General features: G+C 71.3%; 26 protein-coding genes. 22 read left to right on the top strand and 4 right to left on the bottom strand.

The annotated features are described in order from the left end of the window. From ACGFNV_RS19585 to ACGFNV_RS19565, 5 genes are all read left to right on the top strand, one after another. Window positions 1-885: a carbohydrate ABC transporter permease gene (locus ACGFNV_RS19585; RefSeq protein WP_393624005.1), complete on the top strand. Its 885-nt coding sequence runs from the start codon at window positions 1-3 to the stop codon at window positions 883-885. Further along, complete coding sequence (locus ACGFNV_RS19580) at window positions 885-1,799, top strand: carbohydrate ABC transporter permease (protein ID WP_393624003.1); 915 nt, start codon at window positions 885-887, stop codon at window positions 1,797-1,799. The genes ACGFNV_RS19585 and ACGFNV_RS19580 overlap by 1 nt, the downstream gene beginning before the upstream one ends. Continuing rightward, window positions 1,796-3,388, top strand: a complete 1,593-nt coding sequence (locus ACGFNV_RS19575) for a family 43 glycosylhydrolase (RefSeq protein WP_393624002.1) — start codon at window positions 1,796-1,798, stop codon at window positions 3,386-3,388. Before ACGFNV_RS19580 ends, ACGFNV_RS19575 begins: the two co-directional genes overlap by 4 nt. A 181-nt stretch (window positions 3,389-3,569) precedes the next feature. Further along, window positions 3,570-4,622, top strand: coding sequence for a LacI family DNA-binding transcriptional regulator (locus ACGFNV_RS19570; protein ID WP_393624001.1), 1,053 nt, complete (start codon window positions 3,570-3,572; stop codon window positions 4,620-4,622). Between the two features lie 62 nt (window positions 4,623-4,684). After that, window positions 4,685-5,056: a VOC family protein gene (locus ACGFNV_RS19565; protein ID WP_393623999.1), complete on the top strand. Its 372-nt coding sequence runs from the start codon at window positions 4,685-4,687 to the stop codon at window positions 5,054-5,056. A gap of 42 nt (window positions 5,057-5,098) precedes the next feature. Here ACGFNV_RS19565 and ACGFNV_RS19560 read toward each other — a convergent pair whose 3' ends face one another. Next, on the bottom strand, window positions 5,099-5,728 hold the full coding sequence (locus ACGFNV_RS19560) for a VOC family protein (protein ID WP_393623997.1): 630 nt from the start codon (window positions 5,726-5,728) through the stop codon (window positions 5,099-5,101). A gap of 73 nt (window positions 5,729-5,801) precedes the next feature. On the opposite strand from ACGFNV_RS19560, the gene ACGFNV_RS19555 reads away from it, so the two are divergent. From ACGFNV_RS19555 to ACGFNV_RS19540, 4 genes are all read left to right on the top strand, one after another. Beyond that, complete coding sequence (locus ACGFNV_RS19555; protein ID WP_393623995.1) at window positions 5,802-6,446, top strand: hypothetical protein; 645 nt, start codon at window positions 5,802-5,804, stop codon at window positions 6,444-6,446. Window positions 6,447-6,638: 192 nt separating this feature from the next. Next, window positions 6,639-7,502: an oxaloacetate decarboxylase gene (locus ACGFNV_RS19550; protein WP_393623994.1), complete on the top strand. Its 864-nt coding sequence runs from the start codon at window positions 6,639-6,641 to the stop codon at window positions 7,500-7,502. Beyond that, window positions 7,499-7,756, top strand: a complete 258-nt coding sequence (locus ACGFNV_RS19545) for a hypothetical protein (RefSeq protein ID WP_393623992.1) — start codon at window positions 7,499-7,501, stop codon at window positions 7,754-7,756. Before ACGFNV_RS19550 ends, ACGFNV_RS19545 begins: the two co-directional genes overlap by 4 nt. 123 nt (window positions 7,757-7,879) lie before the next feature. Beyond that, entirely contained in the window at window positions 7,880-8,275 is a 396-nt protein-coding gene (locus ACGFNV_RS19540) for a VOC family protein (RefSeq protein ID WP_393623990.1), read from the top strand. On the opposite strand, the gene ACGFNV_RS19535 is transcribed toward ACGFNV_RS19540, so the two are convergent. Beyond that, window positions 8,264-8,944 (bottom strand): helix-turn-helix domain-containing protein, encoded by a 681-nt coding sequence (locus tag ACGFNV_RS19535; protein WP_393623989.1) that lies wholly within the window; start codon window positions 8,942-8,944, stop codon window positions 8,264-8,266. The genes ACGFNV_RS19540 and ACGFNV_RS19535 overlap by 12 nt on opposite strands. A gap of 40 nt (window positions 8,945-8,984) precedes the next feature. Next, window positions 8,985-9,920, bottom strand: a complete 936-nt coding sequence (locus ACGFNV_RS19530) for an AraC family transcriptional regulator (protein ID WP_393623987.1) — start codon at window positions 9,918-9,920, stop codon at window positions 8,985-8,987. A 125-nt stretch (window positions 9,921-10,045) separates the two neighbouring features. Between ACGFNV_RS19530 and ACGFNV_RS19525 the strand changes: the two genes are divergently transcribed. Next, a complete protein-coding gene (locus ACGFNV_RS19525) occupies window positions 10,046-10,885 on the top strand; it encodes an NAD(P)H-binding protein (protein ID WP_393623985.1) in 840 nt (279 codons plus the stop codon). A 6-nt stretch (window positions 10,886-10,891) separates the two neighbouring features. Here the strand turns inward: ACGFNV_RS19525 and ACGFNV_RS19520 are convergent, their stop codons facing one another. Beyond that, window positions 10,892-12,052, bottom strand: coding sequence for a YihY/virulence factor BrkB family protein (locus tag ACGFNV_RS19520; RefSeq protein ID WP_393623983.1), 1,161 nt, complete (start codon window positions 12,050-12,052; stop codon window positions 10,892-10,894). A 143-nt stretch (window positions 12,053-12,195) separates the two neighbouring features. On the opposite strand from ACGFNV_RS19520, the gene ACGFNV_RS19515 reads away from it, so the two are divergent. The 12 genes from ACGFNV_RS19515 to ACGFNV_RS19460 all read left to right on the top strand — a co-directional run bounded on the left by ACGFNV_RS19515 (window position 12,196) and on the right by ACGFNV_RS19460 (window position 24,734). Beyond that, window positions 12,196-13,830: an acyl-CoA dehydrogenase family protein gene (locus ACGFNV_RS19515; protein WP_393623981.1), complete on the top strand. Its 1,635-nt coding sequence runs from the start codon at window positions 12,196-12,198 to the stop codon at window positions 13,828-13,830. Window positions 13,831-14,177: 347 nt separating this feature from the next. Then, window positions 14,178-15,434 (top strand): GAF domain-containing protein, encoded by a 1,257-nt coding sequence (locus ACGFNV_RS19510; protein ID WP_393624083.1) that lies wholly within the window; start codon window positions 14,178-14,180, stop codon window positions 15,432-15,434. 190 nt (window positions 15,435-15,624) lie between these two features. Beyond that, window positions 15,625-16,938, top strand: coding sequence for a hypothetical protein (locus tag ACGFNV_RS19505; RefSeq protein WP_393623979.1), 1,314 nt, complete (start codon window positions 15,625-15,627; stop codon window positions 16,936-16,938). Between the two features lie 70 nt (window positions 16,939-17,008). Next, a complete protein-coding gene (locus ACGFNV_RS19500; protein ID WP_393623978.1) occupies window positions 17,009-17,581 on the top strand; it encodes a GNAT family N-acetyltransferase in 573 nt (190 codons plus the stop codon). 127 nt (window positions 17,582-17,708) lie between these two features. Beyond that, window positions 17,709-17,792 (top strand): putative leader peptide, encoded by an 84-nt coding sequence (locus ACGFNV_RS19495; RefSeq protein ID WP_361451897.1) that lies wholly within the window; start codon window positions 17,709-17,711, stop codon window positions 17,790-17,792. Between the two features lie 178 nt (window positions 17,793-17,970). Beyond that, window positions 17,971-19,668: a nitrite/sulfite reductase gene (locus ACGFNV_RS19490; RefSeq protein WP_393623977.1), complete on the top strand. Its 1,698-nt coding sequence runs from the start codon at window positions 17,971-17,973 to the stop codon at window positions 19,666-19,668. Then, window positions 19,665-19,844: a hypothetical protein gene (locus ACGFNV_RS19485; protein ID WP_133932705.1), complete on the top strand. Its 180-nt coding sequence runs from the start codon at window positions 19,665-19,667 to the stop codon at window positions 19,842-19,844. Before ACGFNV_RS19490 ends, ACGFNV_RS19485 begins: the two co-directional genes overlap by 4 nt. After that, window positions 19,841-20,551, top strand: coding sequence for a phosphoadenylyl-sulfate reductase (locus ACGFNV_RS19480; RefSeq protein WP_393623975.1), 711 nt, complete (start codon window positions 19,841-19,843; stop codon window positions 20,549-20,551). Before ACGFNV_RS19485 ends, ACGFNV_RS19480 begins: the two co-directional genes overlap by 4 nt. Further along, entirely contained in the window at window positions 20,548-21,117 is a 570-nt protein-coding gene (cysC, locus tag ACGFNV_RS19475) for an adenylyl-sulfate kinase (protein ID WP_393623973.1), read from the top strand. The genes ACGFNV_RS19480 and cysC overlap by 4 nt, the downstream gene beginning before the upstream one ends. After that, window positions 21,114-22,058, top strand: a complete 945-nt coding sequence (cysD, locus tag ACGFNV_RS19470) for a sulfate adenylyltransferase subunit CysD (RefSeq protein ID WP_393623971.1) — start codon at window positions 21,114-21,116, stop codon at window positions 22,056-22,058. Before cysC ends, cysD begins: the two co-directional genes overlap by 4 nt. Before the next feature lie 2 nt (window positions 22,059-22,060). Then, on the top strand, window positions 22,061-23,407 hold the full coding sequence (locus tag ACGFNV_RS19465) for a sulfate adenylyltransferase subunit 1 (RefSeq protein WP_393623969.1): 1,347 nt from the start codon (window positions 22,061-22,063) through the stop codon (window positions 23,405-23,407). 220 nt (window positions 23,408-23,627) lie between these two features. After that, window positions 23,628-24,734 (top strand): ABC transporter substrate-binding protein, encoded by a 1,107-nt coding sequence (locus ACGFNV_RS19460; protein WP_393623968.1) that lies wholly within the window; start codon window positions 23,628-23,630, stop codon window positions 24,732-24,734. The last annotated feature ends 14 nt before the right edge of the window (window positions 24,735-24,748 follow it).

Genomic DNA, 24,748 nt, shown 5'->3' with positions numbered 1-24,748 from the left:
ATGATTCGTTCACTGCGCTGGAAGGGTGCCGCGTTCACGGTTCCCTTCCAGCTCGGCTTCGTCTTCCTCTATCTGGTCCCGATCGGCTACGCCGTCCACCAGTCCCTCTTCCGGGAGCAGCAGTCCGGGCTGGGGCTCGGTGGCGCGACGGAGAAGTTCTCGGGGCTCGACAACTACCGGCAGGGGCTGACCGACACGGCGTTCCTGAGCTCCATCCTGCGGGTGGTGCTGTTCGCCTGTGTGCAGATCCCGGTGATGCTGTTCATCAGCCTGGTGCTGGCCCTGCTCCTGGACGCGCTCACCTCGCGGATCGCGAGCCGGTTCCGGATCCTGCTGCTGGTGCCGTACATGATCCCGGGCGTCGTCGCGGCGATCGTGTGGATCAACCTGTACAGCCCGGACGTGGGGCCGCTGACGCCGATGGGTGAAGTGCTGGGGTTCCACTGGAACTTCTTCGCGCCGTCCATGGTGTGGACGTCCATCGGCAACCTGCTGACCTGGCACGGCATCGGCTACAACATGGTGATCATCTACTCGGCCCTCCAGGCCGTGCCGCGCGAGCTGTTCGAGGCGGCGCGGCTGGACGGGGCCTCGGAGATCCGCATCGCGCGCAGCATCAAGGTGCCGTTCGTGCGCGGGGCGCTGGTGCTGACCGGGCTGCTCTCCATCATCCAGATGCTGCAGCTCTTCAACGAGCCCGCGCTGTTCCGCAACGTCACCCCGCAGACGGTGAACGACAGCTTCACGCCCATCATGATCATCTACAACCAGGCGTTCAACGCCGGCAACTACCACTACGCCGCGGCCCTGTCGGTGCTGCTCGCCCTCATCCTCGGCGTGGCCTCCTTCCTCTTCTACCGGCTGACCTCGAGGGAGGCCGACTGATGACGCTCACCGAAAACCGCGCGGAGAAGGCTCCGGGACGCCCGGTGCGCCGGCTCACGACCCCGGATCCGGCCTCCCGCTCCCGCGGCGGCCAGAGGTTTCTGCTGGTCGGCCTCATCCTGGCGACTGCGTACAGTCTTTTCCCGGTCTGGTGGCTGATGGTCGCCGCCACCAAGAACCGCACGGGGCTCTACCAGAGCAACGGGCTGTGGTTCTCCGGCTGGCACCTGTGGGACAACCTGCACCAGCTGTTCACCTACGAGGACGGCATCTTCCTGCGCTGGACGGCGAACTCGTTGCTGTACGCGGGGGTCGGCTCGCTCGGCGGCACGCTGATCGCGCTCGCCACCGGATACGGCCTGGCGCGCTTCGACTTCCCGGGGCGCAATCTGGTGTTCGCGTGCGTGGTGGGCTCGTTCCTGATCCCGATCGCGCTGCTCACGCTCCCGCTGTACCTGCTGTTCTCGGCGATCGGCATGGTCGACACCCCGTGGGCGATGCTGGTCCCCTGCCTGATCAACCCGTTCAGCGTGTACCTCGCCAAGGTCTACACAGAGGCCACCATTCCCTTCGAACTCCTTGAGGCGGCCCGCCTGGACGGCGCCGGTGAGCTGCGGATCTTCTTCAGCATCGTGCTGCGGATGATGACGACGGGCGGCGCCACGGTGTTCCTGCTGGCCTTCGTCAACACCTGGAACGCCTTCTTCCTCCCCCTCACCGTCCTGCGCGGCGAGGAGAACTGGACGCTCAACCTGGGCCTGTACAACTGGTCCGGCAAGCGCCTGGAGTCGGGCGTCGACCTGACGAGCCTGGTCCTGACCGGCGCGCTGCTGTCCATCGTCCCGATGGCGATCATGATGGTCGCGATGCGCCGCTACTGGCGGAGCGGAGTCACGCTGGGGGCGCTCAAGTGACCGTGCTGCGCAACCCGGTGATCCGCGGCTTCGCCCCGGATCCCTCCCTGGTCCGGGCCGGGGACTGGTACTACGTGGCGAACAGCTCCTTCGAGTGGTTCCCCACCATCCCGATCCACCGCTCCCGGGACCTCACCCACTGGGAGTACGCCGGTCACGTCCGGGGCGCGGCCCCCGGCGACTGTCTGGCCGGTGTCCCCGACTCGGGCGGCATCTGGGCACCCTCGCTGAGCTGGGACGGGAACCGGTTCTGGGTGGTGTACTCCGTCGTACGGTCGGTGGGGACGCCGTACTTCGACACGGACACGTACGTCTGCACCGCCCCCGCGGCGACCGGGCCCTGGACGTCCCCGCGGCGCATCGCGAGTCACGGCTTCGATCCGGCCCTCTTCCACCACGAGGGCCGGCTGTGGCTGCTCAACCTGCAGAACGACCACCGCCCCGGCGGCCGGCGCTTCGCCGGGATCGTGCTGACCGAACTGGACCGCGACACCCTCGCCCCGGTCGGCGACACGCACCTGCTGCTGCAGCACGAGCGGCTGATCGAGGGCCCGAAGCTGCTGTACCGCGACGGCTGGTACGTGCTGGTGCTGGCGGAGGGCGGCACCGGTTTCGAACACGGTGTGCTGACCGCCCGGAGCCGCGCGATCGTGGGGCCGTACGAACTCGACGACCGTCCGCTGCTCACCTCGCGGGACGACCCGTCGCTGCCGTTGCAGAAGGCCGGGCACGCGGAACTGGTCGAGACGCCGGACGGGGAGTGGGTGCTCAGCCATCTCGCGGCGCGCCCCCTGAACACCCCGCACGGGCCGCGCTGCACGCTCGGCCGGGAGACGGCGATCCAGGCGGTGACCTGGGACGCGCAGGGCCGGCCGCGGATGCCACACGGGGGTTGGCATCCGGCGGTCGAGGTGGACGTGCCGACACCGGCCCGCCCGCTCGTCCGTCCCCTCCCCTCGCCCGACCCGTTGGGCTGGCCCTGGAGCACGTTGCGGGCCGCGCCCGACCCGTCCTGGGCCGACGCCACGAGCCGGCCGGGCTGGATCCGGCTGCGCGGACGGCACGGTCCGGAGTCGCGGTTCGCGTACAGCCTGCTGGCGCAGCGCATCACCGAGCACCGGGCGGAGGCTGCGGTCACGGTGGAGGCCCGTCCGTCGACCTTCACGCAGGGCGCGGGGCTGGTCCTGCGCTACGACGCGGAGGCGTACCTCGCCCTGGACCTGACCTGGGCCGAGCCGGAGGGCGAGGAGCAGCGCGGGCAGCAGTGGCGGGGCGGCGGGCGTACGGTGCTCAGCCTCGTGGACCGCGACGAGGGGGGCGCGCGGCGGGTGGCCGTCGAGGAGGTGGCGGCGGGGGTGCCGGTGAGACTGGGGGTGACGATCGAGGGCGCCGATGCGCGCTTCTGGCATGTGCGGGAGGGGACGCGGACGCCGATCGGTCCGGTGCTGGACTTCAGCCGGCTCTCCGACGACCACGGTGCGCGGCTGCGGTTCACGGGGGCGATGGCCGGGATCCACGCGTGGGACCTGGTGGCGGCGACGTTCACGGCCGACTTCCGGGACTTCGGGCTGACGTGCACGGCTCGGTGAGCGACGCGTCGAAGTCCGGACGACGTGAGCGGGAAGATCCCGTCACTTCCGGTGTCTTCACGTCGCGTTGAGGCGCACCTAGGATAGCAAGCGCTTTCTGCGCGTCGGTCTCCGGGCGGCTCCCCCACGGTGCCGGTCGGACGTTCGCTGGCCCTCGGGCGGGCCGGAGAGGTGGTTCCCGATGGTCCGAACGGGGAGTGCGAGCGTGGCGACGGCCGGGCCGACGCTCGCGGTCGTGGCCCGCGAGGCGGGGGTGTCCGTACCGACCGCCTCCAAGGTGGTCAACGGCCGGGAGGACGTCGCACCCGAGACCCGCCGCCGGGTCACGGAGGCGCTGGACCGGCTCGGCTACGTCCGCAGGCCCCGCTTCGACGCGGCCAGGCCGCCCCGGCTCGTCGACCTCGTCGTGCACTCGCTGGAGAGTTCCTGGTCGGGCGCGGTGCTGCACGGGGTGGAGGAGGCGGCGCACGACGCGGGCCTGGACGTGGTCGTCTCGGCCGCCCTGTCCCGCACCCGGGCCGCCCGCCCCCGGCGCGGCTGGCTGGACAAGCTCACGGTGCGCGGCTCGGCCGGAGTCCTGTTCAACCTGGCCGAGCTCACCGAGTCCCAGTTCGCCTGGCTCGACCAGCACCGCATCCCGTTCGTGATGATCGACCCGGTGCTGGAACCGCCGCCGGGCGTGGTGTCGGTGGGCGCGGCGAACTGGCAGGGCGGGGTCACGGCGACCGAGCACCTGCTGTCGCTGGGCCATCGGCACATCGCCGTCGTCGCGGGCCGGCGACGCACGATGTGCAGCAGCGCCCGCGTCGCCGGCTACCGCTCGGCCCTCGCCTCGGCGGGCGTCGTGCACCGTCCCGAGTACATCCGCTACGGCGGCTTCGACGAGGCCGTCGCCCGGCACCGCATGCGCGAACTCCTCGACCTGCCCGAACCCCCCACGGCTGTCTTCGTCTGCTCGGACCGCATGGCCCTCGGCGTCTACGAGGCCCTGGCCGAGCGCGGCCTCCGCGTCCCCCACGACATCAGCGTCGTCGGCTTCGACGACCTCCCCGAGTCCCGCTGGGCCGCCCCCGCCCTCACCACCGTCCGCCAGCCCCTCGCCGAGATGGCGGCGACGGCGCTACGGCTGCTCGTGCGGATGATGGACGGCGAGCGCCCGGAGGGGACGCGCACCGAGCTGTCGACCCGCCTGGTGGAACGGGCGAGCACGGCGCCACCCCGGACCCGTACTTGAGGGGCTGCGAGGCCTGGCTGATCGGCCGGACGTGACGTCGTTCCTCGGCCTACGATGCCCGGATGCGCCCCCACTTCACCGGCACCTGTCTGATCACGGACGACGTCCCGGGTCTCGCGGCCTTCTACGCCGCCGTCCTCGACGCCGAAGTCGAGGGCGAGGACCCCTTCGCCCGGGTGACGGTGCCCGGTGCGGTGCTGTCGTTCTTCTCCACGCAGGGCATCGAGGCGATGGTGCCCGGGGTCTCGGCCTTTGCCGCGAGTGGGCGTTTCACTCTGGAGTTCCGGGTCGACGACGTGGACGCGCGCCACGAACAAGCGCGGGCCCGCGGGCTCCAGATCCTCAAGCCTCCGACGACCCAGCCGTGGGGACGTCGATCGGTGTGGCTGCGTGACCCGGACGGCAACATCGTCAATCTCCACCAGGAGGCGTGAACGCGGTTCGGGACGCGCAACTCCCGTTGTTCGGAAGCCGCTTCAGTGGAACGTCACCGCTCCCCGAGGCGTCTGAACCGTGAACGTCATCCCCACCGGGCCCGCGCTCAGGGCGAGTTGCGTACCGAGTGCCGTGAGGGCGGGGCGGATCTCGGCGGGGGCGGGGGCCGTCGCCGATACCGCGAGGAGCGGGGTGACCGGCAGACCGGACGCCGACGGGTGGAGTGAGGTGCCCCAGTCGATGAGGAACGGGACGAGGCCGGAGGGGTGGGCGGAGCCGTCCGTCAGGCGCCATTCCAGCAGGGTGCCGTCGGGACGTCGGCGGCTCATCGCCCGCACGTCACCGGGGTCGTAGCCCTGGGCGCGGGCGGCCGCGACCGTGGCGTCCAGGTCGGGTGGGCTGATCGCCCAGGTGAGCGTCCGCGCGGTGTCGAGCCCGTCGGCGCCGAAGGGACGGGGGCCGTCGGTGCCCGCCTGCTCCGGGTCGGGGCCGATGATCTCCAGGTAGGCGGTGCCGCCCAGGCCGACCAGATAGTTGCGGGTGCCCAGGTCGACGTGCGCGCCGCCGGGGGCGGGGGCCACACCGGTGCGCCGGGTGAACTCGGTGACCGTCGCCGCCAGATCGGGGGTTGCGAGGACGAGGTGATCAAGCAGTGTGGGAATTGTGTTCATCGCGGGTGACACTACGCGCCCCCTCGGCGAAAAGACGTCACCTTGGGAACACCTGTGCGGCAGGATGGCGTTCATGGTCCGTGCCGCCCGAGCCCTGACACTCTCGCTGCCACTGCTCCTCCCGGCCCTCCTCACCGGCTGCGGCACGCAGAAGGCGGACGCCGGCACGGGGACGGCGGACGCGAGCCCGGCCGACCCGACCGAACTCGCCACCCGCGCAAAGGCGTTGGGCGTCGCACCGGAGTTCGTCCACGTCACCCGGGCCTCCGGTTACACCCTCGCCCAGCAGTCCGTCGGCGTGTACGGCGGCGACGGTTTCTCCGCCACGTACTGGTCGCGGAAGGCCGGCACCCGGCTCACCCTCTCCGTCGACCGCGGCACGATGACCGCCGAGAACTGCCCGGAACAACCGGTAGGTGACGCGAGTTCGGGCAGCACCACCTGCACCCGCGACGGCGACGCCTGGTACCGCAGCGACGGACAGCAGGAGGAGTACGCGATCCCGCAGAAGGGCCACGTCGTCCGGCTCGCAGGAGAGGGCGTCCCGCGCGACGTCCTGAGCGAGGCCGCCCGCAACGTCCACCGCCCCTCCGCCGCCGAACTCGACACCCTCCTGCCGGACACGGGCGGGCAGCAGCCGACCGGACCCGTCGAGCGCGGGGACCTGCCCCCGGTCGGCGACGGAGCCCCCGACAACAACGTGGACGTGGGTGGCTGAGCGCCCGCCCCGGCACACCAGTGACGTTTCTCCGGTGAACCGGTTGCGCCATTGGGGTGAGCAAAGTGCCCGTAAGGAGAAAGTCGTCCGTCGACATAGGGATCCTTTTGTCTTGGCAAAGGGCTGCCGTGTCGCGGCGGCCTTCCTACGCCTGGTGTGTTGACCCCTCGACTCCATTGGAGGAGCCGGACGGTGACTTACGGGAACAAGCTGCGGGAGCAGATCGCGAACCCGGGGACGACCCCGCTGATCGGCGTGTACGACATGTACTCCGCGTCGATCGCCGCAGAGCACTACGACGGCATGTTCGTCTCCGGCTTCGGCTTCGCGGCCTCGTACTACGGACTGCCGGACATCGGATTCATCGCCTGGCCGGACATGGTGGCGTTCGTCCAACGGCTGCGGGGTGCGTTCCCGCGGCACCACCTGTTGGTGGACATCGACGACGGGTACGTCGATCCGGAGGTCGCCTGCCACGTGGTGGAGGGCCTGGAGCGGATCGGGGCCTCGGGCGTGATCCTGGAGGACCAGAAGCGGCCGCGCCGCTGCGGACACGCCGACGGCAAGCAGGTGCTGCCGCTGGAGGAGTACCTCGCGAAGCTGGAGATGGTGCTGGCCACCCGGCGCGACCTGGTCGTGGTGGCCCGTACGGACGCCACCGACGAGGCCGACATCCTGCGCCGCGCCAAGACACTGGCCGCCACCGACGCGGACGTGGTCCTGGTCGACGGAGTGCGCAGCGTGGAGTGGATCCGCCGGATCCGGGACGTCGTGGGCGACAAGCCGCTGCTGTTCAACCAGATCGCCGGCGGCAAGTCTCCCCGGCTCTCGCTGAGCGAGCTGTCCGACCTCGGCGTGAACGTCGCGATCTACAGCACGCCCTGTCTCTTCGCCGCCCACCAGGCGATTGACTCCGCGCTCGCCGGGCTCAAGCAGGCCGACGGCAGGCTGCCCGAGGTGGACGCGACGAGCGGCGTCGGTGTCCGCGCCGCCACCGAGCTGCTGGAGCGGAACATCGCCCGGCTGCGCGACGAGCCCGCGGGCGTGAGCGCGTGAGCCCGACCCCGCCCCGGCTGCGTAGGGTCGCCGCCCTGACCGCGGCCCTGCTCGGCGTCGCGGCGGCACCCGCGGCGGCCACAGAGAGCTTCATCACCGTGATCGACAACTCCCAGGCCGACTCGATCCTCGAGATCGACCGCTCCGGCAACGTCCAGCAGGGCAGCAGCGGCACCGCGGGCAGCGACCACGACGGCAGCGCGGTCGACATGATGGAGGCGCTGGTCGGCGCGCAGGACAGAGAAAAGGACTGAGCCACGAGAAGAACGAGCGCGTCGGCCGGGCGTCACCGACGGACAGGTGGCACCCGGCCTGCCCTCTTCAACGTGTCCGATTCCTTCAAGACCGACGCTCGAAGCGCTGCCTACGGTGGCTTCATGAGTCCACGATTCGATGCCATTGGCCTGGTCGTCTCCGACATGACCGCCTCCGTCGCCTTCTACCGTCGTCTCGGGTTCGCCTTCCCCGAGGGCTCCGAGAGCGCGCCGCACGCCGAGGCCGGGGTGCCGGGTGGGGTGCGGTTGATGTTGGACACCGAGGAGACCGTGCGGTCCTTCCACCCGGAGTGGCGGGCGCCGGCCGGGGGCGGGCGGGCCTCGCTGGCGTTGCGGTGCGAGGGTGCGGGTGAGGTCGACGCGGTGTACGAGGAACTGGTGAGGGCCGGGTACGGCGGGGAGCTGAAGCCGTGGGACGCCGTGTGGGGTCAGCGGTACGCCGTCGTGCTCGACCCGGACGGCAACGGCGTCGACCTCTACGCGCCGTCAGGCCAGTAGGTCCGTGAGCGTCATGCCCGTCAACTGCCGTACGTCCCTTGCCAGGTGCGCCTGGTCGGCGTAACCGGCGCCGGTCGCCGTCACCGCGAACGGGGTGCCCGTGCGGGCGAGGGCGAGAGCCCTCTGCAGGCGCAGGATGCGGGCCAGCGTCTTCGGACCGTAGCCGAAGGCGGTCAGGGCTCTGCGGTGCAACTGGCGTTCCCCCAGGCCGAGTTCGTCGGCGGTCGCGGCGACGGAGCGGCCGGCGTCCAGAGCGGTGACGAGCCGTCGTAGCAGTGGGTCGGGCGGGAACGACTCGGCCGCGCGCCGCAGGGCCGCCTCCTCCAGGCCCGTCGCGGGGTCGGGCGCCGACTCGACACCATCGCGCAGGCGTCGTACCTCCGCGGCCGGCCACAGGTCGGCCAACTCCACACGGCAGTCGCGCAGTTCGTTCGCCGGTACGCCCAGGAAGGCGGGCGCGGTGCCCGGGTGGAAGCGGAGGCCCGCCCAGGGCACGGCGGGGCCTTCGGGGGCGTACGCGTGGGTGTCGGGGCCGGCGACCAGCAGTCGGCCCTCGCTCCACAGCAGGTCCATGCAGCCGTCGGGCAGCACGGGCCGGGCGCCGGGCGGCGACGGGGTGTTCGTCCAGACGACGGCGCCGGTCAGCCGGGACGGCCGTTCCGCGTACACGTAGGACAGGCTACGCCGCGGCCTGGCCGAGACCGATCCCCTACCCCGCCCTTGTCCGGTGCTCCTGCGGGCTCACCCCGTACGTCCTCTTGAACGCCGTGGACAAGGCGAACGCGCTGCCGTAGCCGACCTGGCGGGCGATGGCGGCGATCGTGTCCTCGGTGTCGCGGAGGCGGTCCGCGGCGAGAGCGAGGCGCCAGCCGGTGAGATAGGTCATCGGGGGTTCGCCGACGAGGGCGGTGAAGCGGCGGCCGAGCGCCGCCCTCGACACCCCGGTCTTGGCCGCCAGGGCGGCGACCGTCCAAGGGTGGGCGGGGTCGTCCTGGAGGAGGCGCAGGGCGCGGCCCACGACCGGGTCGGCGAGGGCCCGGTACCAGGCGGGCGTCTCGGCCTCGGGGCGGGAGAACCAGGCCCTGAGCGCGGTGATGGCCAGCAGGTCGAGCAGGCGGTCGAGGACCGCCTCCTGCCCGGGCTCGTCGCGCACGATCTCCTCCATGAGGAGGGTGGTCAGCGGGCAGTCCCACACCTCCGAGGACAGCGTCAGGAGGGTGGGCAGCGCGTCCAGCAGCCGACCGCTGATCTCGCCCCGCATCTGGTAGGTGCCGATCAGCATGACCATGGAGCCGTCGGCGCGGTCGCCCCACGTGCGTACGCCCAGGTCCATCGTGCCGCAGAGGGGGCGGCCGTCGGGGGACACGCACTCGGCACCGGGCAGGATCACCGCCTGCGGGGGCGTGGCGGGGTCGTCGGCGCAGGTGTACGGGGCCGGGCCGCGCGCGATGGCGAGGTCGCCGGCTCGTAACCGCACCCGCTCCCCCGTGTCCGGCGTGATCCAGGCGTCACCGCGGGCCATGAGCATCAGGGTCAGCGGGGCCCGGTCCTCGACGCGCAGGCTCCACGGCGGATCGAAGCACGCACGGATCATGAAGGCGCCCCGCGCGCGGGGGCCCTCCAGCAGGCCTGCGAGGGCATCCATGCGGTCAGCCTAAGGGCTGTCCCGTAATCCCCCCCAGGGATTACGGGACAGCCCTTGGACGCGCGCGTATGGGAATGAGCCGTTCAGCGATGGGACTTCGGCACGGCCTTGAGTTCACTGGGGACATGACCGAGAACACTCAGAACATGACGGTGGTGGTGACCGGCGCGTCCGGTCGTACGGGGAGCCGGGTGGCGCAGGCCGCGCGCGGTGCGGGGCTGACGGTACGGGCCGCGTCGCGGGCGCGCGGTTTCGACTGGGAGGACCGGTCGACGTGGGCGGACGTCCTGCGGGGCGCGGACGCGGCGTACCTGGTGTACCCGTCGGACGTGGGCGCCCCGGGCGCGGCGGACGCGGTCGGGCGGCTCGCGAACGAGGCGGTCGCCCTGGGGGTACGGCGGCTGGTGCTGCTGTCGGCGCGGGGAGCGGAGCAGGCGCGGCCCACCGAGGAGGCGCTGCGGGAGTCGGGGGCCGACTGGACGGTCGTCCGGGCTTCGTGGTTCGCGCAGAACTTCAGCGAGGGGCCGCTGGTGGAGGAGTTGCGGTTGGGCGGGGAGCTGGTGTTCCCCGCGGGGGACGGCGTGCGGGAGCCGTTCGTCGACGTGCGGGACATCGCGGATGTCGTGGTGGCCGCGCTGACGTCCGGCGACCGGTACGTGGGGCAGGCGATCGACGTGTCCGGGGCGCGGCTGCTGACGTTCGAGGAGGCGGTGGCGGAGGTCGGTGCGGCGGCGGGACGCGCGTTCACGTACCGGGCCGTGTCGGCGCGTGAGTACGGCGCGCACCTGGCCGGTTTCGGACTGCCGGAGCAGGAGGTGGGCTTCCTGGTCGAGCTGTTCGAGTCGCTGCTCGACGGGCGCAACGCCCACCTCTCGGACGGCGTCCGGCGCGTCCTGGGACGGGAGCCCCGCGATTTCGGCGACTTCGCGCGGGAGGCCGCGGCGGCGGGGGTCTGGAAGGGGTGAGGCGCCTTACTTCTCCGGCGGGTCCTCCTCCTCGCCGTTGACCTTCGGTGAGGTCTTCGCATGGGTGCGCAGCCGGCCCGTCACGTCCTCCGGTGGCAGGAAGCGGGACCAGCGTTCGGGGAACTCGGACGGCATGTCGGGGTCGTCGGGGTCCTCGTGGGCGCGGGCGGCGGCGATACGGGCGACGTAGTCCGCGGCCTCCTCCTCGCGGGCCCGTTCGTTGGCCGCACGGGCCGCGGCCGTCGCGGCGGCGGGCCAGACACGGTCGATCGCCGCGTTGACGGCGGCGCCGACCAGGACGGCGAACGCGGCCACACCGATCCACAGCAGTACGGCCACGGCGGCGGCCAGGGAGCCGTAGATCGTGGCGCCCTCGATGGTGCTCTGGAGGTAGATCCGCAGCAGGAAGCTGCCGAGGACCCACATGCCGAGGGCCACCAGGGCGCCGGGCACGTCCTCGATCCAGGGGGAGCGGACGGGGACGGAGACGTGGTAGAGGGTGGTCAGGAAGGCGATGGACAGGATGATCACCACGGGCCAGTACAGGACCTGGACCACCGTCGTCGACCACGGCACGATCCGCACCACGGCGTCCGGGCCCGCGACCATCAGCGGCAGCGCGACCGAGCCGATCAGCAGGGCCGCGATGAACAGCGCGAACGCCACGAGCCGGGTCTTGACGATGCCGCGGACGCCGTCGAGGCCGTACATGACGGTGATGGTGTCGATGAAGACGTTCACCGCGCGGGAGCCGGACCACAAGGCGAAGAGGAAGCCTATGGAGATGACGTCGGGGCGGCCGCCCTTCATCACGTCGTCCAGGATCGGCTGGGCGAGCTGGCTCACACCCTTGTCGGACAGGACGGTGCGGGAGGCTTCCAGGAGGTTGTTCTCCAGGCTGCTGATGGAGTCGGTGCCGGTCCAGTCGTCGACGTAGCCGAGGAGACCGATGAGGCTGAGCAGCAGCGGCGGCACCGACAGCAGGGTGAAGAAGGCGGCCTCGGCGGCCAGGCCGAGGATGCGGTACTCGATGCAGGAGTTGACGGTGTCCTTCAGGAGCAGCCAGGTGGTCCTGCGCTTGGAGACGTTGCGGTAGAGGACACGCGCCCGGTGGAGACGCCCTGGGGCGCCCTCGGGTTGCTCGGGTGACTGGCTTGCTTGCTGCACGCCCTAAAGGTATCCGCCATACGAGCCCCCACTCATCCCGGCCACGGCCTCCCGCCCGGCCGGGACGTCCGCTGCCGCACCCGCGGCCGGCCGGCCGTGTCAGACAGGCCATGAGCGGCGTACCCGGGGGTAGGTTCGCCTGCATGGGACGCAGCACGCATACGGTGAGCAACCAGCCGCCACCGCTGGTCGGCTATGACGTATTCTCCGCCGACCGGGCCCTCGCGGAGGCGGTCGAGCGGCATCTCGACCCGGGGCTGGTGGAGGAGGCGCTGGGCGAGCTGGCCGGGCTCGGGCAGTCGGCCGGGTCGGCGCAGGTGCAGGAGTGGGGGGTGCAGGCGAACGAGTTTCCGCCCCGGCTGCGTACGCACGACCGCCAGGGCCGGCGCCTCGACGAGGTCGACTTCCATCCGGCCTGGCACCGTCTGCTGGGCAAGGGCGTCGCCGCGGGGCTGACCGCGGCCTGGGCGCGGCCGGGCGGGCACGTACGGCGGGCGGCGGGTTTCCTGGTCTGGGCGCAGGTCGAGGCGGGCAACGGCTGCCCGCTGTCGATGACCCACGCGGCCGTGCCCGCCCTGCGTACGGATCCCGTGCTCGCCGCCGAGTGGGAGCCGCGCCTGACGTCCACGATCTACGACCGTGAGCTGCGGCCCGCCCACCACAAGGCGGGTGCCCTGTTCGGCATGGGGATGACGGAGAAGCAGGGCGGCAGCGACGTACGGGCCAACACGACGCGGGCCGTGCCGCTCGCGCAGGACGGGACGTACGAGCTGACCGGGCACAAGTGGTTCTGCTCGGCACCCATGTCGGACGGGTTCCTGGTGCTGGCCCAGGCCCCGGAGGGACTCACCTGCTTCCTCGTGCCGCGCGTGCTGGAGGACGGCACCCGCAACACGTTCCTGGTCCAGCGGCTGAAGGACAAGCTGGGCAACCGCTCGAACGCCTCCGCCGAGGTCGAGTTCGACGGGACGTGGGCGCGCCGGGTCGGTGAGGAGGGGCGCGGGGTGCGGACCATCATCGAGATGGTCGCGGCGACCCGGCTGGACTGTGCGCTGGGCTCGGCGGGGCTGATGCGCCAGGCCGTGGCGCAGGCCGTCCACCACTGTGCGTACCGGGAGGCGTTCGGCGGGAAGCTCGTCGACAAGCCGTTGATGCGCAACGTACTGGCCGATCTGGCGCTGGAGTCGGAGGCGGCGACGACGCTCGCGCTGCGGCTCGCGGCCGCGTACGACGACGGCGGGGAGGAGGAGCTGGCGTTCCTGCGGATCGCGGTGCCGGCGGCCAAGTACTGGGTGACCAAGCGGTGTGCGCCGGTGGCGGTGGAGGCGGCGGAGTGCCTGGGCGGCAACGGGTACGTCGAGGAGTCGGGGATGCCGCGTCTGGTGCGCGAGTCGCCGTTGAACTCGATCTGGGAGGGCGCGGGCAACGTGCAGGCGCTGGACGTGTTGCGGGCGTTGCGCCGTGAGCCGCTCGCGCTGAACGCCTTTCTGCGGGAGATCGGGCAGGCCCGCGGTGCCGATCACCGGCTGGACGGGGCGATCAAGGACATGCTGACCGAGCTGGCCGATCTGGAGGGGGTGGAGGGGCGGGCCCGGCGGCTGACGGAGCGGCTCGCACTGGTGCTCCAGGGGGCGCTGCTCGTGCGGTACGCGCCGCCGCAGGTCGCCGACGCGTTCTGTGCCTCGCGGCTGGGCGGCGACGGGGGCGCGGCCTTCGGGACGCTGCCGCCCACCCTCGACCTGGCCGCGCTGGTGGAACGGGCTCGCCCGGTGTCCTGAGCCGGGACGCAAGAAAAGCGGGGGTGGTGCTGCGCCGACACGGCACCACCCCCGCCGCACAGGCCCTGCGAGGCCAGAACGCCGCTCGGGACGGCGTGGCTCAAGTCTCGGCCCTCGCACGAAGGTTCACCAGGGTTGCAGGGGGTTGCAACTTTCTGGTCTCTGTGTCCGGACTGTGTCCCTCCGTCACCGGGGGACGGCAGTATGAGAGGCACAGCCAGGGCCGGAAACCGTCGTCCGGATGGCTGAACAACCGGTTGTCCGTACGTGCTTGGGGAGGACCAGTGGCGAACCCACGGGTCGACGTGGCGCAACTCGCCGCCGTGGACGCGGCGCGCGCGGCGCGGATGCTCAGCGAGGTGCGCGCCGCCAAGCTCGCCGGGCAGCGCGCGCGCATCCCCGTCCGCCCGGTGATCGAACAGTCCTGGGAGCGGGTCCTGCGCCGGGGCGTCGATCCGGACCACGGTTTCAGTCCGCGGCCGCTCACCTCGGACGAGGTGCGGCGACGGCGGGAGGAGACGCCGCTGCGGCATGTGCTGCCGGTGCTGCGGGAGGGCCTGTTGTCGGTCGCGGACGTCGCCCACCACATCATGGTCGTCGCCGACGCGGACGGCAGGGTGCTGTGGCGGGAGGGCTCCTCCCCCGTGCTGCGCAAGGCCGACGGGATCGGGTTCGAGCTCGGCGCCGACTGGCGCGAGGACGTGGTGGGCACCAACGGCGTGGGCACTCCGGCGGTGGTGCGCCGGCCCGTCCAGGTGTTCGCCGGTGAGCACTTCGTGCGGTCGCAGACCACCTGGACCTGTACGGGTGCCCCGATCACCGACCCCCGGGACGGGCGGCTGATCGGTGTCGTGGACGTGAGCGGCCCGCTGGAGACGATGCATCCGGCGACGCTGGCGTGGGTCACCTCGGTGGCGCGGCTCGCGGAGGCCCGGCTGCGGGAGGTGCACCTGTCCTCCCTGGAGCGGCTGCGGGCGGTGGCGGCGCCGGTGCTGGCGCGGCTGGGCGGCCGGGCGGTGGTGGTGGACCGGGACGGCTGGACGGCGGCGGTGACGGGGATGCCGTACACCAGCCGGGTGGCGCTGCCCAAGTCGCCGACGGCGGGCCGCAGGTGGCTGCCGGCGCTCGGGCTGTGCTCGGTGGAGCCGCTGGCCGACGGCTGGCTGGTGCGGGCCGACGACGAGGCGGTGGCGCGCGGTGCGACCCGGATCGTGCTGGACCTGACGCAGCCGCGCCGCTGGTCGGTGACGGTGTCGGCGGAGGCGGGCTCCTGGTCGCACGAACTGAGTCCCCGGCACGCCGAGTTGTTGTTCCTGCTGGCGACGCACCGCACCGGGCTCGGCGCCGCGCGGCTGGCGGAGGAGGTGTTCGGCGATCCGGCCCGTACGGTGACGGTGCGGGCCGAGATGTCGCGGGTGCGGCGGTATCTCGGGGGTCTGCTGGAACACCGACCGTATCGTTTCTGCGAGCAGGCGGAGGTCGAACTGCTCCTCCCGCCCGACCCCCGCGACCTGTTGCCGCAGTCGACGGCGCCGAGAGTGGTCGCCGGACGGGCGTCAGTGTCGCGTTCACCCGGCCGGCGCGACGCGACGCACCGACCGTAGGGCGGAAACGTAGGCCGATTGCCCGGATCAGCCCCCTGAAATGGTGCACACGGTGGCATCTTCCGCATATTTGCGAGGTCTTCCTCCGAGGGGGCACCCCCCTGCCGTAGCATCGCTACGGGCCACCCCACCTGCTCCTCGGTCAACGTACGGATCATCAGGCGCAGTTGGCCCGCCTCGGGAGGATCGGATGAAGCATCGTGGCAGACACCGTCGTCGCAGGCGGGGCAGGGCGCTGCGCGCCTTCCTGGCCGGGACCGCCCTCGCACTCACCGCCACCGCCACCTTGATCAGCGCGTCCCAGGCCACGGTCACCGACAGTCCCGGGGCGTTGGAGCGGCTCACCTCGTCCGCCGAGAGCCGTCCGCTGCGGCTGACGGAGGAACTGGAACCGCAGGCCTCGCTGGACCGGCTCGCGAAGGAGATGGGCCGGCCCGTCGGTGTCACCACCGTCCTGGAGAGCGCCGACCGCGGCCTGCGCGACGCGATCGACTGCACGGCCGCCGAGCGCAGGTCGCTGCCCGTCGCCCCGGTGGCCACGAGCGCGTACTGCTGGAACACCGACGACACCCGCGGCTGGCAGGCCGGCGCCATCACCACCTCGGGGGACGCGGACGACGACGGCCGCTGGGGCGCGAACCGTGTCATCCTCTCCGGCTGGACCCGCAGCGGCGGCCCGGCGGCCGACCGGGGCCTCGCCCGGGTCGCCTTCGTCGACGCCAACGACCCCGGGAACCTCACCTACACCTGGGTGCTGCTCGTCGTCCCGGTCGACGGCGGCCGCGACTACCGGCCGCTGACCTCCCATGTCTCCGGCATGGTCTGGTATCAGGGCAAGCTTCTGGTCACCGCCGACGACGGGGACTCCAACGCGCTGTACGTCTACGACATGGCCCGCATCCAGCGCACCACGGTGACCGGCGACGCGGTGGGCCGGGTGCGCGGCGGCTGGTCGGCGCACGGGTACCGGTTCGCCATGCCGGCCGTCGGCTCCTACCGGATGGCCGGCGGCGCGGACGCCCCGCACCCCGGATCCGTCTCCCTCGACCGCAGCACGGCGCCCGACAGCCTGGTCGCCGGCGAGTGGACCCTCGACGGCGGCGACCGGCGCGCCCGGCTGTGGCGCTACTCGTTCAGCCCGGGCGACGACCGCGCCGGACTCCTCGCCACCGACGCCTCCGGGCACGTGGACGCCGACGAGGTCTACGGGACGAAGGCGGCCGAGGTCCGGGGCGTGCTGTCGTACCGCTCCGCCTGGTACGTCAGCCGTACGGCGGACGGCGCCCGGGACGGGCGCGGGACGTTGTGGCGGCAGGACGAGGACGGCGCGAAGGCCGCGCAGTGCGGGGCCGAGGAGACGCACCGCTGCTGGAGCGGGCAGACGGAGTCCCTGTCGTACTGGGAGTCGACGGGCGAGGTCTGGACGCAGTCCGGGCGGGTGCTGTTCGCACTGCCGCTGGCGTCGATCGAGAAGTCACTGGGAGAGGAACTGGAACGGCAGTAGGCACCGGCCTCCGGCAACAGTCACCGGCCTGCGTCGACAGACCGGTGAGCGGGATGGTTTTCTGGCCGGTATGCCCAACATCGCCGTCACCACCTGGTCCCTCGAACAGACCGCGCCGAGCGACCTCCTTCCGGCCGCCGCACCGGAGGGCGACGTCCGCATCGTCCGCTCCGAGGTGCCCTCGCCCGAGTTCAGCCGTTTCCTGTACGCCTCCGTGGGCGGCGACATCCGCTGGGTGGACCGGCTCAGCTGGACGTACGCGCGCTGGCAGGAGCATCTGGACCGGCCGGGCGTGGAGACCTGGGTGGCCTACGACCACGGCACCCCCGCCGGGTACGTGGAGTTCGAGCCGCAGGACGACGGGGTCGTGGAGATCGCGTACTTCGGGCTGATCCCGGCCTTCCGCGGGCGGCGGATCGGCGGGCACCTGCTGTCGCACGGCACCGCCCGCGCCTGGGACGTCGCGGACCGCTGGCCGGGGCTGGCACAGACGAAGCGGGTGTGGCTGCACACCTGCAGCAAGGACGGCGAGCACGCGATGGACAACTACCAGCGCCGCGGGTTCAAGCTGTTCGACACCAAGGTCGAGGAGGAGCGGGAGGTGCCCGCCCCGGGCCCCTGGCCCGGTGCCTACCCGGCCTGACCTGCGAGGACAAGACGGCGGGCACACCGTGTGACCGACAACACCCCTGTCTCGCCTGTCGAGACCAGGGTGTCCGCATGGTGGATAAAGCTGGACTCTGTCCAGATCGCCATGACACGCTTCCGTCATGTCTGGAACTGGAATTGCCTTGGTGAGTCGGCGGCACGTCGACCTCGGCCGCATGTCCAGCGCCATCTGTCGGGCGAGCTGAGAGCCTCCGCTCCGCCGACATCCCCTGCCAGACTCCCTCTGCGCAATGATGCGCACGTATGCCCCCACGCGCCCGTGCGTGCAGGTCAGAGCCGCCCGCCCGTCACCCGACCACCACCCCTCATCGACGGCGCTCCGCGCCGGCCCCTACCCGTCGCTGTCCCGAAGGACTAACAACCATGGCCGCCACCCCGCAGAACCCTGCCGCCTCCGCGCCCCGCCGCAAGGTGAGCCGTCACCGCGGTGAGGGTCAGTGGGCCATGGGGCACCACACCCCACTCAACGGCAACGAGCAGTTCAAGAAGGACGACGACGGTCTCAACGTACGGACACGAATTGAGACGATCTACTCCAAGCGGGGATTCGACTCGATCGACCCGAACGACCTGCGCGGCCGGATGCGCTGGTGGGGCCTGTACACCCAGCGCAAGCCCGGGATCGACGGCGGCAAGACCGCGATCCTGGAGCCGGAGGAACTGGACGACAAGTACTTCATGCTGCGGGTGCGCATCGACGGCGGCCGCCTGACCACCCAGCAGCTGCGTGTGATCGGCGAGATCTCGGAGGAGTTCGCGCGCGGCAGCGCGGACATCACCGACCGCCAGAACATCCAGCTGCACTGGATCCGCATCGAGGACGTGCCCGAGATCTGGAACCGGCTGGAGGCCGTCGGGCTGTCCACCACCGAGGCCTGCGGCGACTGCCCGCGCGTGGTCATCGGCTCGCCGGTCGCCGGTATCGCCGAGGACGAGATCATCGACGGCTCCTGGGCGATCGAGGAGATCCACAACCGCTACATCGGCAGCAAGGAATTCTCCAACCTGCCCCGCAAGTTCAAGACGGCGATCTCCGGCTCCCCGCTCCTCGACGTGGTCCACGAGATCAACGACGTCGCGTTCGTCGGCGTCGACCACCCCGAGCACGGCCCCGGCTTCGACCTGTGGGTCGGCGGCGGCCTGTCCACCAACCCCAAGCTGGGCGTACGGCTCGGCGCCTGGGTGCCGCTGGAGGAGGTCCCGGAGGTCTGGGCCGGTGTGGTCGGCATCTTCCGCGACTACGGCTACCGGCGCCTTCGTACGCGCGCCCGCCTGAAGTTCCTCGTCGCCGACTGGGGTGCGGAGAAGTTCCGCCAGGTCCTGGAGGACGAGTACCTCGAGCGCGGGCTCGTCGACGGCCCCGCGCCCGCCGAGCCCGTGGGCCGCTGGCGCGACCACGTCGGTGTGCACCGGCAGAAGGACGGCCGCTTCTACGTCGGTTTCACCCCGCGCGTCGGCCGGGTCGACGGCGCCACGCTCACGAAGATCGCCGAGGTCGCCGAAGCCCATGGCTCGGGCCGCGTCCGGACCACCGTCGAGCAGAAGATGATCGTCCTCGACGTCGAGGAGGCGCAGGTCGAGCCGCTCGTCGAGGCCCTGGAGGCGCTGGACCTCACCGCGAAGCCCTCCCCCTTCCGGCGCGGCACCATGGCCTGCACCGGCATCGAGTACTGCAAGCTCGCCATCGTCGAGACCAAGGCGCGCGGTGCCGCGCTGATCGACGAACTGGAGCGCCGTATCCCGGACTTCGACGAGCCGATCACCATCAACCTCAACGGCTGCCCGAACGCCTGCGCCCGCATCCAGGTGGCGGACATCGGCCTCAAGGGCCAGCTCATGCTCAACGACCAGGGCGAACAGGTCGAGGGCTACCAGGTGCACCTCGGCGGCGCGCTCGGTCTGGACGCCGGGTTCGGCCGCAAGGTGCGCGGTCTCAAGGTGACCTCCGAGGAGCTGCCGGACTACGTCGAGCGGGTCCTCACGCGCTTCCAGGCGGAGCGCGAGGACGGCGAGCGGTTCGCCACCTGGGCCGCCCGTGCCTCCGAGGAGGCCCTGTCGTGAGCGAGCGTGCCGCACCCTTCTACTGCCCCTACTGCGGCGACGAGGACCTGCGTCCGAGCGAGCAGAACCACGGCGCCTGGGAATGCGCGGCGTGCAGTCGCGCATTCCAGCTGAAGTTCCTCGGGCTGCTGGCCCGGGGTGTTCAGCGAGCCGAGACCGGAGGGGATCGAATATGACCACCGCTCAGGAAGAGCGAACGGCCGAAGAGTTGAAGGAGCTGGCCGAACAGGCCGGCCGCGACCTGGAGGACGCCTCCGCGCTGGAGATCCTCCAGTGGGCGGTGGACACCTTCGGCAGGCGTTTCTGCGTGACCTCCTCGATGGAGGACGCGGTGGTGGCGCACCTGGCGTCCCGTGTCCTCAAGGGCGTGGACGTCGTCTTCCTCGACACCGGCTACCACTTCCCCGAGACCATCGGCACCCGGGACGCGGTCGAGGCCGTGATGGACGTCAACGTCATCACCCTCACCCCGCGCCAGACGGTCGCCGAGCAGGACGCGGAGTACGGTCCGAAGCTGCACGACCGCGACCCCGACCTGTGCTGCAAGCTGCGCAAGGTGCAGCCTCTCGAACAGGGGCTCAAGGGTTACCAAGCCTGGGCGACCGGTCTGCGCCGCGACGAGTCGCCGACCCGGGCGAACACCCCGGTCGTCGGCTGGGACGAGAAGCGGGGCAAGGTCAAGGTCTCCCCCATCGCGCGCTGGACCCAGGACGACGTGGACGCCTATGTCGCCGAACACGGGGTGCTGACCAACCCGCTGCTGATGGACGGCTACGCCTCCGTCGGCTGCGCCCCCTGCACGCGCCGTGTCCTGGAGGGCGAGGACGCGCGGGCCGGCCGCTGGGCGGGCCGCTCGAAGACCGAGTGCGGGCTGCACGGATGACGCCCCCCACCGAGAAACAGGAGAACCACGTGACGACCGGAGCCACCGTCTGGCTCACGGGTCTGCCGAGTGCCGGCAAGACCACCATCGCGTACGAGCTGGCCGGCCGGTTGCGCGAGGAGGGCCACCGCGTCGAGGTGCTCGACGGGGACGAGATCCGCGAGTTCATCTCGGCGGGCCTCGGCTTCAGCCGCGAGGACCGGCACACCAACGTGCAGCGCATCGGCTTCGTCGCCGAGCTGCTGGCCCGTAACGGCGTCAAGGTGCTCGTCCCCGTGATCGCGCCGTACACCGACAGCCGGGACGCCGTGCGCAAGCGGCACCAGCAGGGCGGGACGGCGTACCTGGAGGTGCACGTGGCGACTCCGGTCGAGGTGTGCTCCGTACGCGATGTGAAGGGGCTGTACGCCAAGCAGGCCGCGGGCGAACTGACGGGGCTCACCGGGGTCGACGACCCGTACGAGGAGCCCGAGTCGCCCGATCTGCGGATCGAGTCGGAGAACCAGACCGTGCAGGAGTCCGCGGCGTCGGTGTACGCCCTGCTCAGCGAAAGGGGACTGGCATGACGACCGTCGCGAGGGTCAAGGAGGGCGAGGAGGGCACGGACAGCTCGTACGCCCTCAGCCACCTGGACGCGCTGGAGTCCGAGGCGGTGCACATCTTCCGCGAGGTGGCGGGCGAGTTCGAGAACCCGGTGATCCTCTTCTCCGGCGGCAAGGACTCCATCGTCATGCTGCACCTGGCGCTGAAGGCGTTCGCGCCGGCGCCGGTCCCGTTCTCGCTGCTGCACGTGGACACCGGGCACAACTTCCCCGAGGTCCTCGAGTACCGGGACCGCACGGTCGCCCAGCACGGGCTGCGGCTGCACGTCGCCTCCGTGCAGGACTACATCGACCGGGGTGTGCTGCGTGAGCGTCCCGACGGCACCCGCAACCCGCTGCAGACCCTCCCGCTGACGGAGAAGATCCAGTCGGAGAGGTTCGACGCGGTCTTCGGCGGTGGCCGTCGTGACGAGGAGAAGGCGCGCGCCAAGGAGCGGGTGTTCTCGCTGCGCGACGAGTTCTCGCAGTGGGACCCGCGCCGGCAGCGGCCCGAGCTGTGGAACCTGTACAACGGGCGGCACGCGCCCGGCGAGCACGTGCGGGTGTTCCCGCTCAGCAACTGGACCGAGCTGGACGTCTGGCAGTACATCGCCCGTGAGGGCATCGAACTGCCGGAGATCTACTTCGCGCACGAGCGGGAGGTGTTCCAGCGGGCCGGGATGTGGCTGACCGCCGGTGAGTGGGGCGGCCCCAAGGACAGCGAGACCGTCGAGAAGCGCCTCGTGCGCTACCGGACCGTGGGTGACATGTCCTGCACGGGTGCCGTCGACTCGGAGGCGGTGACGCTGGAGCAGGTCATCGCCGAGATCGCCGCCTCCCGACTCACCGAGCGCGGCGCCACCCGCGCCGACGACAAGATGTCCGAGGCCGCGATGGAAGACCGCAAGCGCGAGGGGTACTTCTAAGCATGAGCACGATCACGACCGGGGAACTCACCGAGGTGCTCTCGGAGACCACCCTGCTGAGGTTCGCCACCGCCGGTTCCGTCGACGACGGCAAGTCCACGCTCGTCGGACGCCTGCTGCACGACTCCAAGTCGATCCTCACGGACCAGCTGGAGGCCGTGGAGCGCGCCTCGGCGAGCCGGGGAGCGGAGGGTCCCGACCTCGCGCTGCTCACGGACGGTCTGCGCGCCGAGCGCGAGCAGGGCATCACCATCGACGTGGCGTACCGCTACTTCGCCACCCCGCGCCGCCGGTTCATCCTCGCGGACACGCCGGGCCATGTGCAGTACACGCGGAACATGGTCACGGGCGCGTCGACGGCCGAGCTGACGGTGATCCTCGTCGACGCCCGCAACGGCGTCGTGGAGCAGACCCGCCGGCACGCCGCCATCGCGGCTCTGCTGCGCGTGCCGCACGTCGTCCTCGCCGTCAACAAGATGGACCTCGTCGACTACCAGGAGTCCGTGTTCGCCGCGATCGCCGAGGAGTTCACGGCGTACGCGACCGAGCTGGGCGTCCCGGAGGTCACCGCGATCCCGATCTCGGCGCTCGTCGGCGACAACGTCGTGGACGCGTCCGGGAACATGGACTGGTACGGCGGTCCGACGGTGCTCGAGCACCTGGAGACGGTGCCGGTCGCGCACGACCTGGCGCACTGCCACGCCCGGCTGCCCGTGCAGTACGTGATCCGTCCGCAGACCGCGGAGCACCCGGACTACCGGGGCTACGCCGGTCAGATCGCGGCCGGTTCGTTCCGGGTCGGCGAGGCGGTCACGGTGCTGCCGTCGGGCCGTGCGACGCGGATCGCGGGGATCGACCTGCTCGGTGAGCCGGTCGAGGTCGCCTGGACCACGCAGTCGGTGACGGTGCTGCTCGAGGACGACATCGACGTCTCGCGCGGCGATCTGATCGTGCCCAGCAAGGACGCCCCGGCGACCACGCAGGACATCGAGGCCACGGTCTGCCACGTCGCCGACGCCCCGCTGACCGTCGGCCACCGGGTGCTGCTCAAGCACGGCACCCGCACGGTCAAGGCCATCGTCAAGGACATCCCGTCCCGTCTCACGCTCGACGACCTGTCCCTGCACCCGCACCCGGGACAGCTCGTCGCCAACGACATCGGCCGGGTGAAGATCCGTACCGCCGAGCCGCTGCCGGTCGACTCCTACTCCGACTCGCGGCGCACCGGCTCGTTCATCCTGATCGACCCGTCCGACGGCACCACGCTCACCGCGGGCATGGTCGGCGAGTCGTTCGCGTCCCCGGAGCCCGTCAAGGACGAGGCCGAGGACGACGGGTGGGACTTCTGAGCATGGACTCCACCGACTTCTACTCCACGTTCGCGAAGGAGGGCGGCCGCGTCGGCAGCGGCGCCCTCGGCAGCGGGCAGGGCGGGGTCGCGCGATGTGTGCGGTGACGTACGCGCACTGCCTGCGCGCCCTCACCCCCCACCGCAAGCGAAGACCTGCCGACCTCCCGGCCACGACCTGAGAGACCGTGACCGCCGGGCCTACGAGAGGAACACCTCCCGTGCCTGCCAACTCCGCTTTCCGCCGCAGCCTCGCGGTGATCGCCGCGCTTCCCCTGTTGACCCTCGCCGCCTGCGGTTACGGCTCGAAGTCCGAGGACAAGCCGGCCGCCCAGAAGGTCGCCGCCGGGGCGAAGAAGGTCGACGGGCTCGACTCCGTCAAGATCGGCTACTTCGGCAACCTGACCCATGGAACCGCGCTCGTCGGGGTGAACAAGGGGTACTTCCAGAAGGCGCTCGGCGCCACCGAGGCCAAGTACCAGATCTTCAACGCGGGCCCGTCCGAGATCGAGGCCCTGAACTCCGGTGCCATCGACATCGGCTGGATCGGCCCGTCCCCGGCGATCAACGGCTACACCAAGTCCGACGGCAAGAACCTGCGCATCATCGGCGGTTCGGCGTCTGGCGGTGTGAAGCTCGTCGTCAACCCGAAGAAGATCAAGTCCCTGAAGGACGTCAAGGGCAAGAAGATCGCGACTCCTCAGCTGGGCAACACGCAGGACGTGGCGTTCCTCAACTGGATCGCGGAGCAGGGCTGGAAGGTCGACGCGGAGAGCGGCAAGGGTGACGTGTCGGTGGTCCGCACCGACAACAAGATCACCCCGGACGCCTACAAGTCCGGTTCCATCGACGGCGCCTGGGTGCCGGAGCCGACCGCCTCGAAGCTGGTCGCCGAGGGTGCGAAGGTGCTGCTCGACGAGGCCGACCTGTGGCCGGACAAGAAGTTCGTGATCACGAACATCATCGTGCGGCAGGCCTTCCTCAAGGAGCACCCGAAGGCCGTCGAGGCGGTGCTGAAGGCGTCGGTCGACGCCAACAAGTGGATCAACGCCAACCCCGACGCGGCGAAGGCGGCGGCGAACGCGCAGCTCAAGGCGGACTCCGGCAAGGCGCTGCCGACGAACGTCCTGGACCCGGCGTGGAAGTCGATCCAGTTCACCGACGACCCGCTGGCCGCCACCCTCAACACGGAGGCGGAGCACGCGGTGAAGGCCGGTCTCCTGAAGAACCCGAAGCTGGACGGCATCTATGACCTCACGCTGCTGAACAAGGTCCTCGCGGCCGAGGGCGCGAGCACGGTCGACGACGCCGGTCTCGGCGTCAAGTAGCCCCGAATCCCGAG

The organism is Streptomyces sp. NPDC048751 (assembly GCF_043198595.1).
Taxonomy (GTDB): domain Bacteria; phylum Actinomycetota; class Actinomycetes; order Streptomycetales; family Streptomycetaceae; genus Streptomyces.
This window is presented reverse-complemented; position numbering and strand designations above follow the sequence as displayed.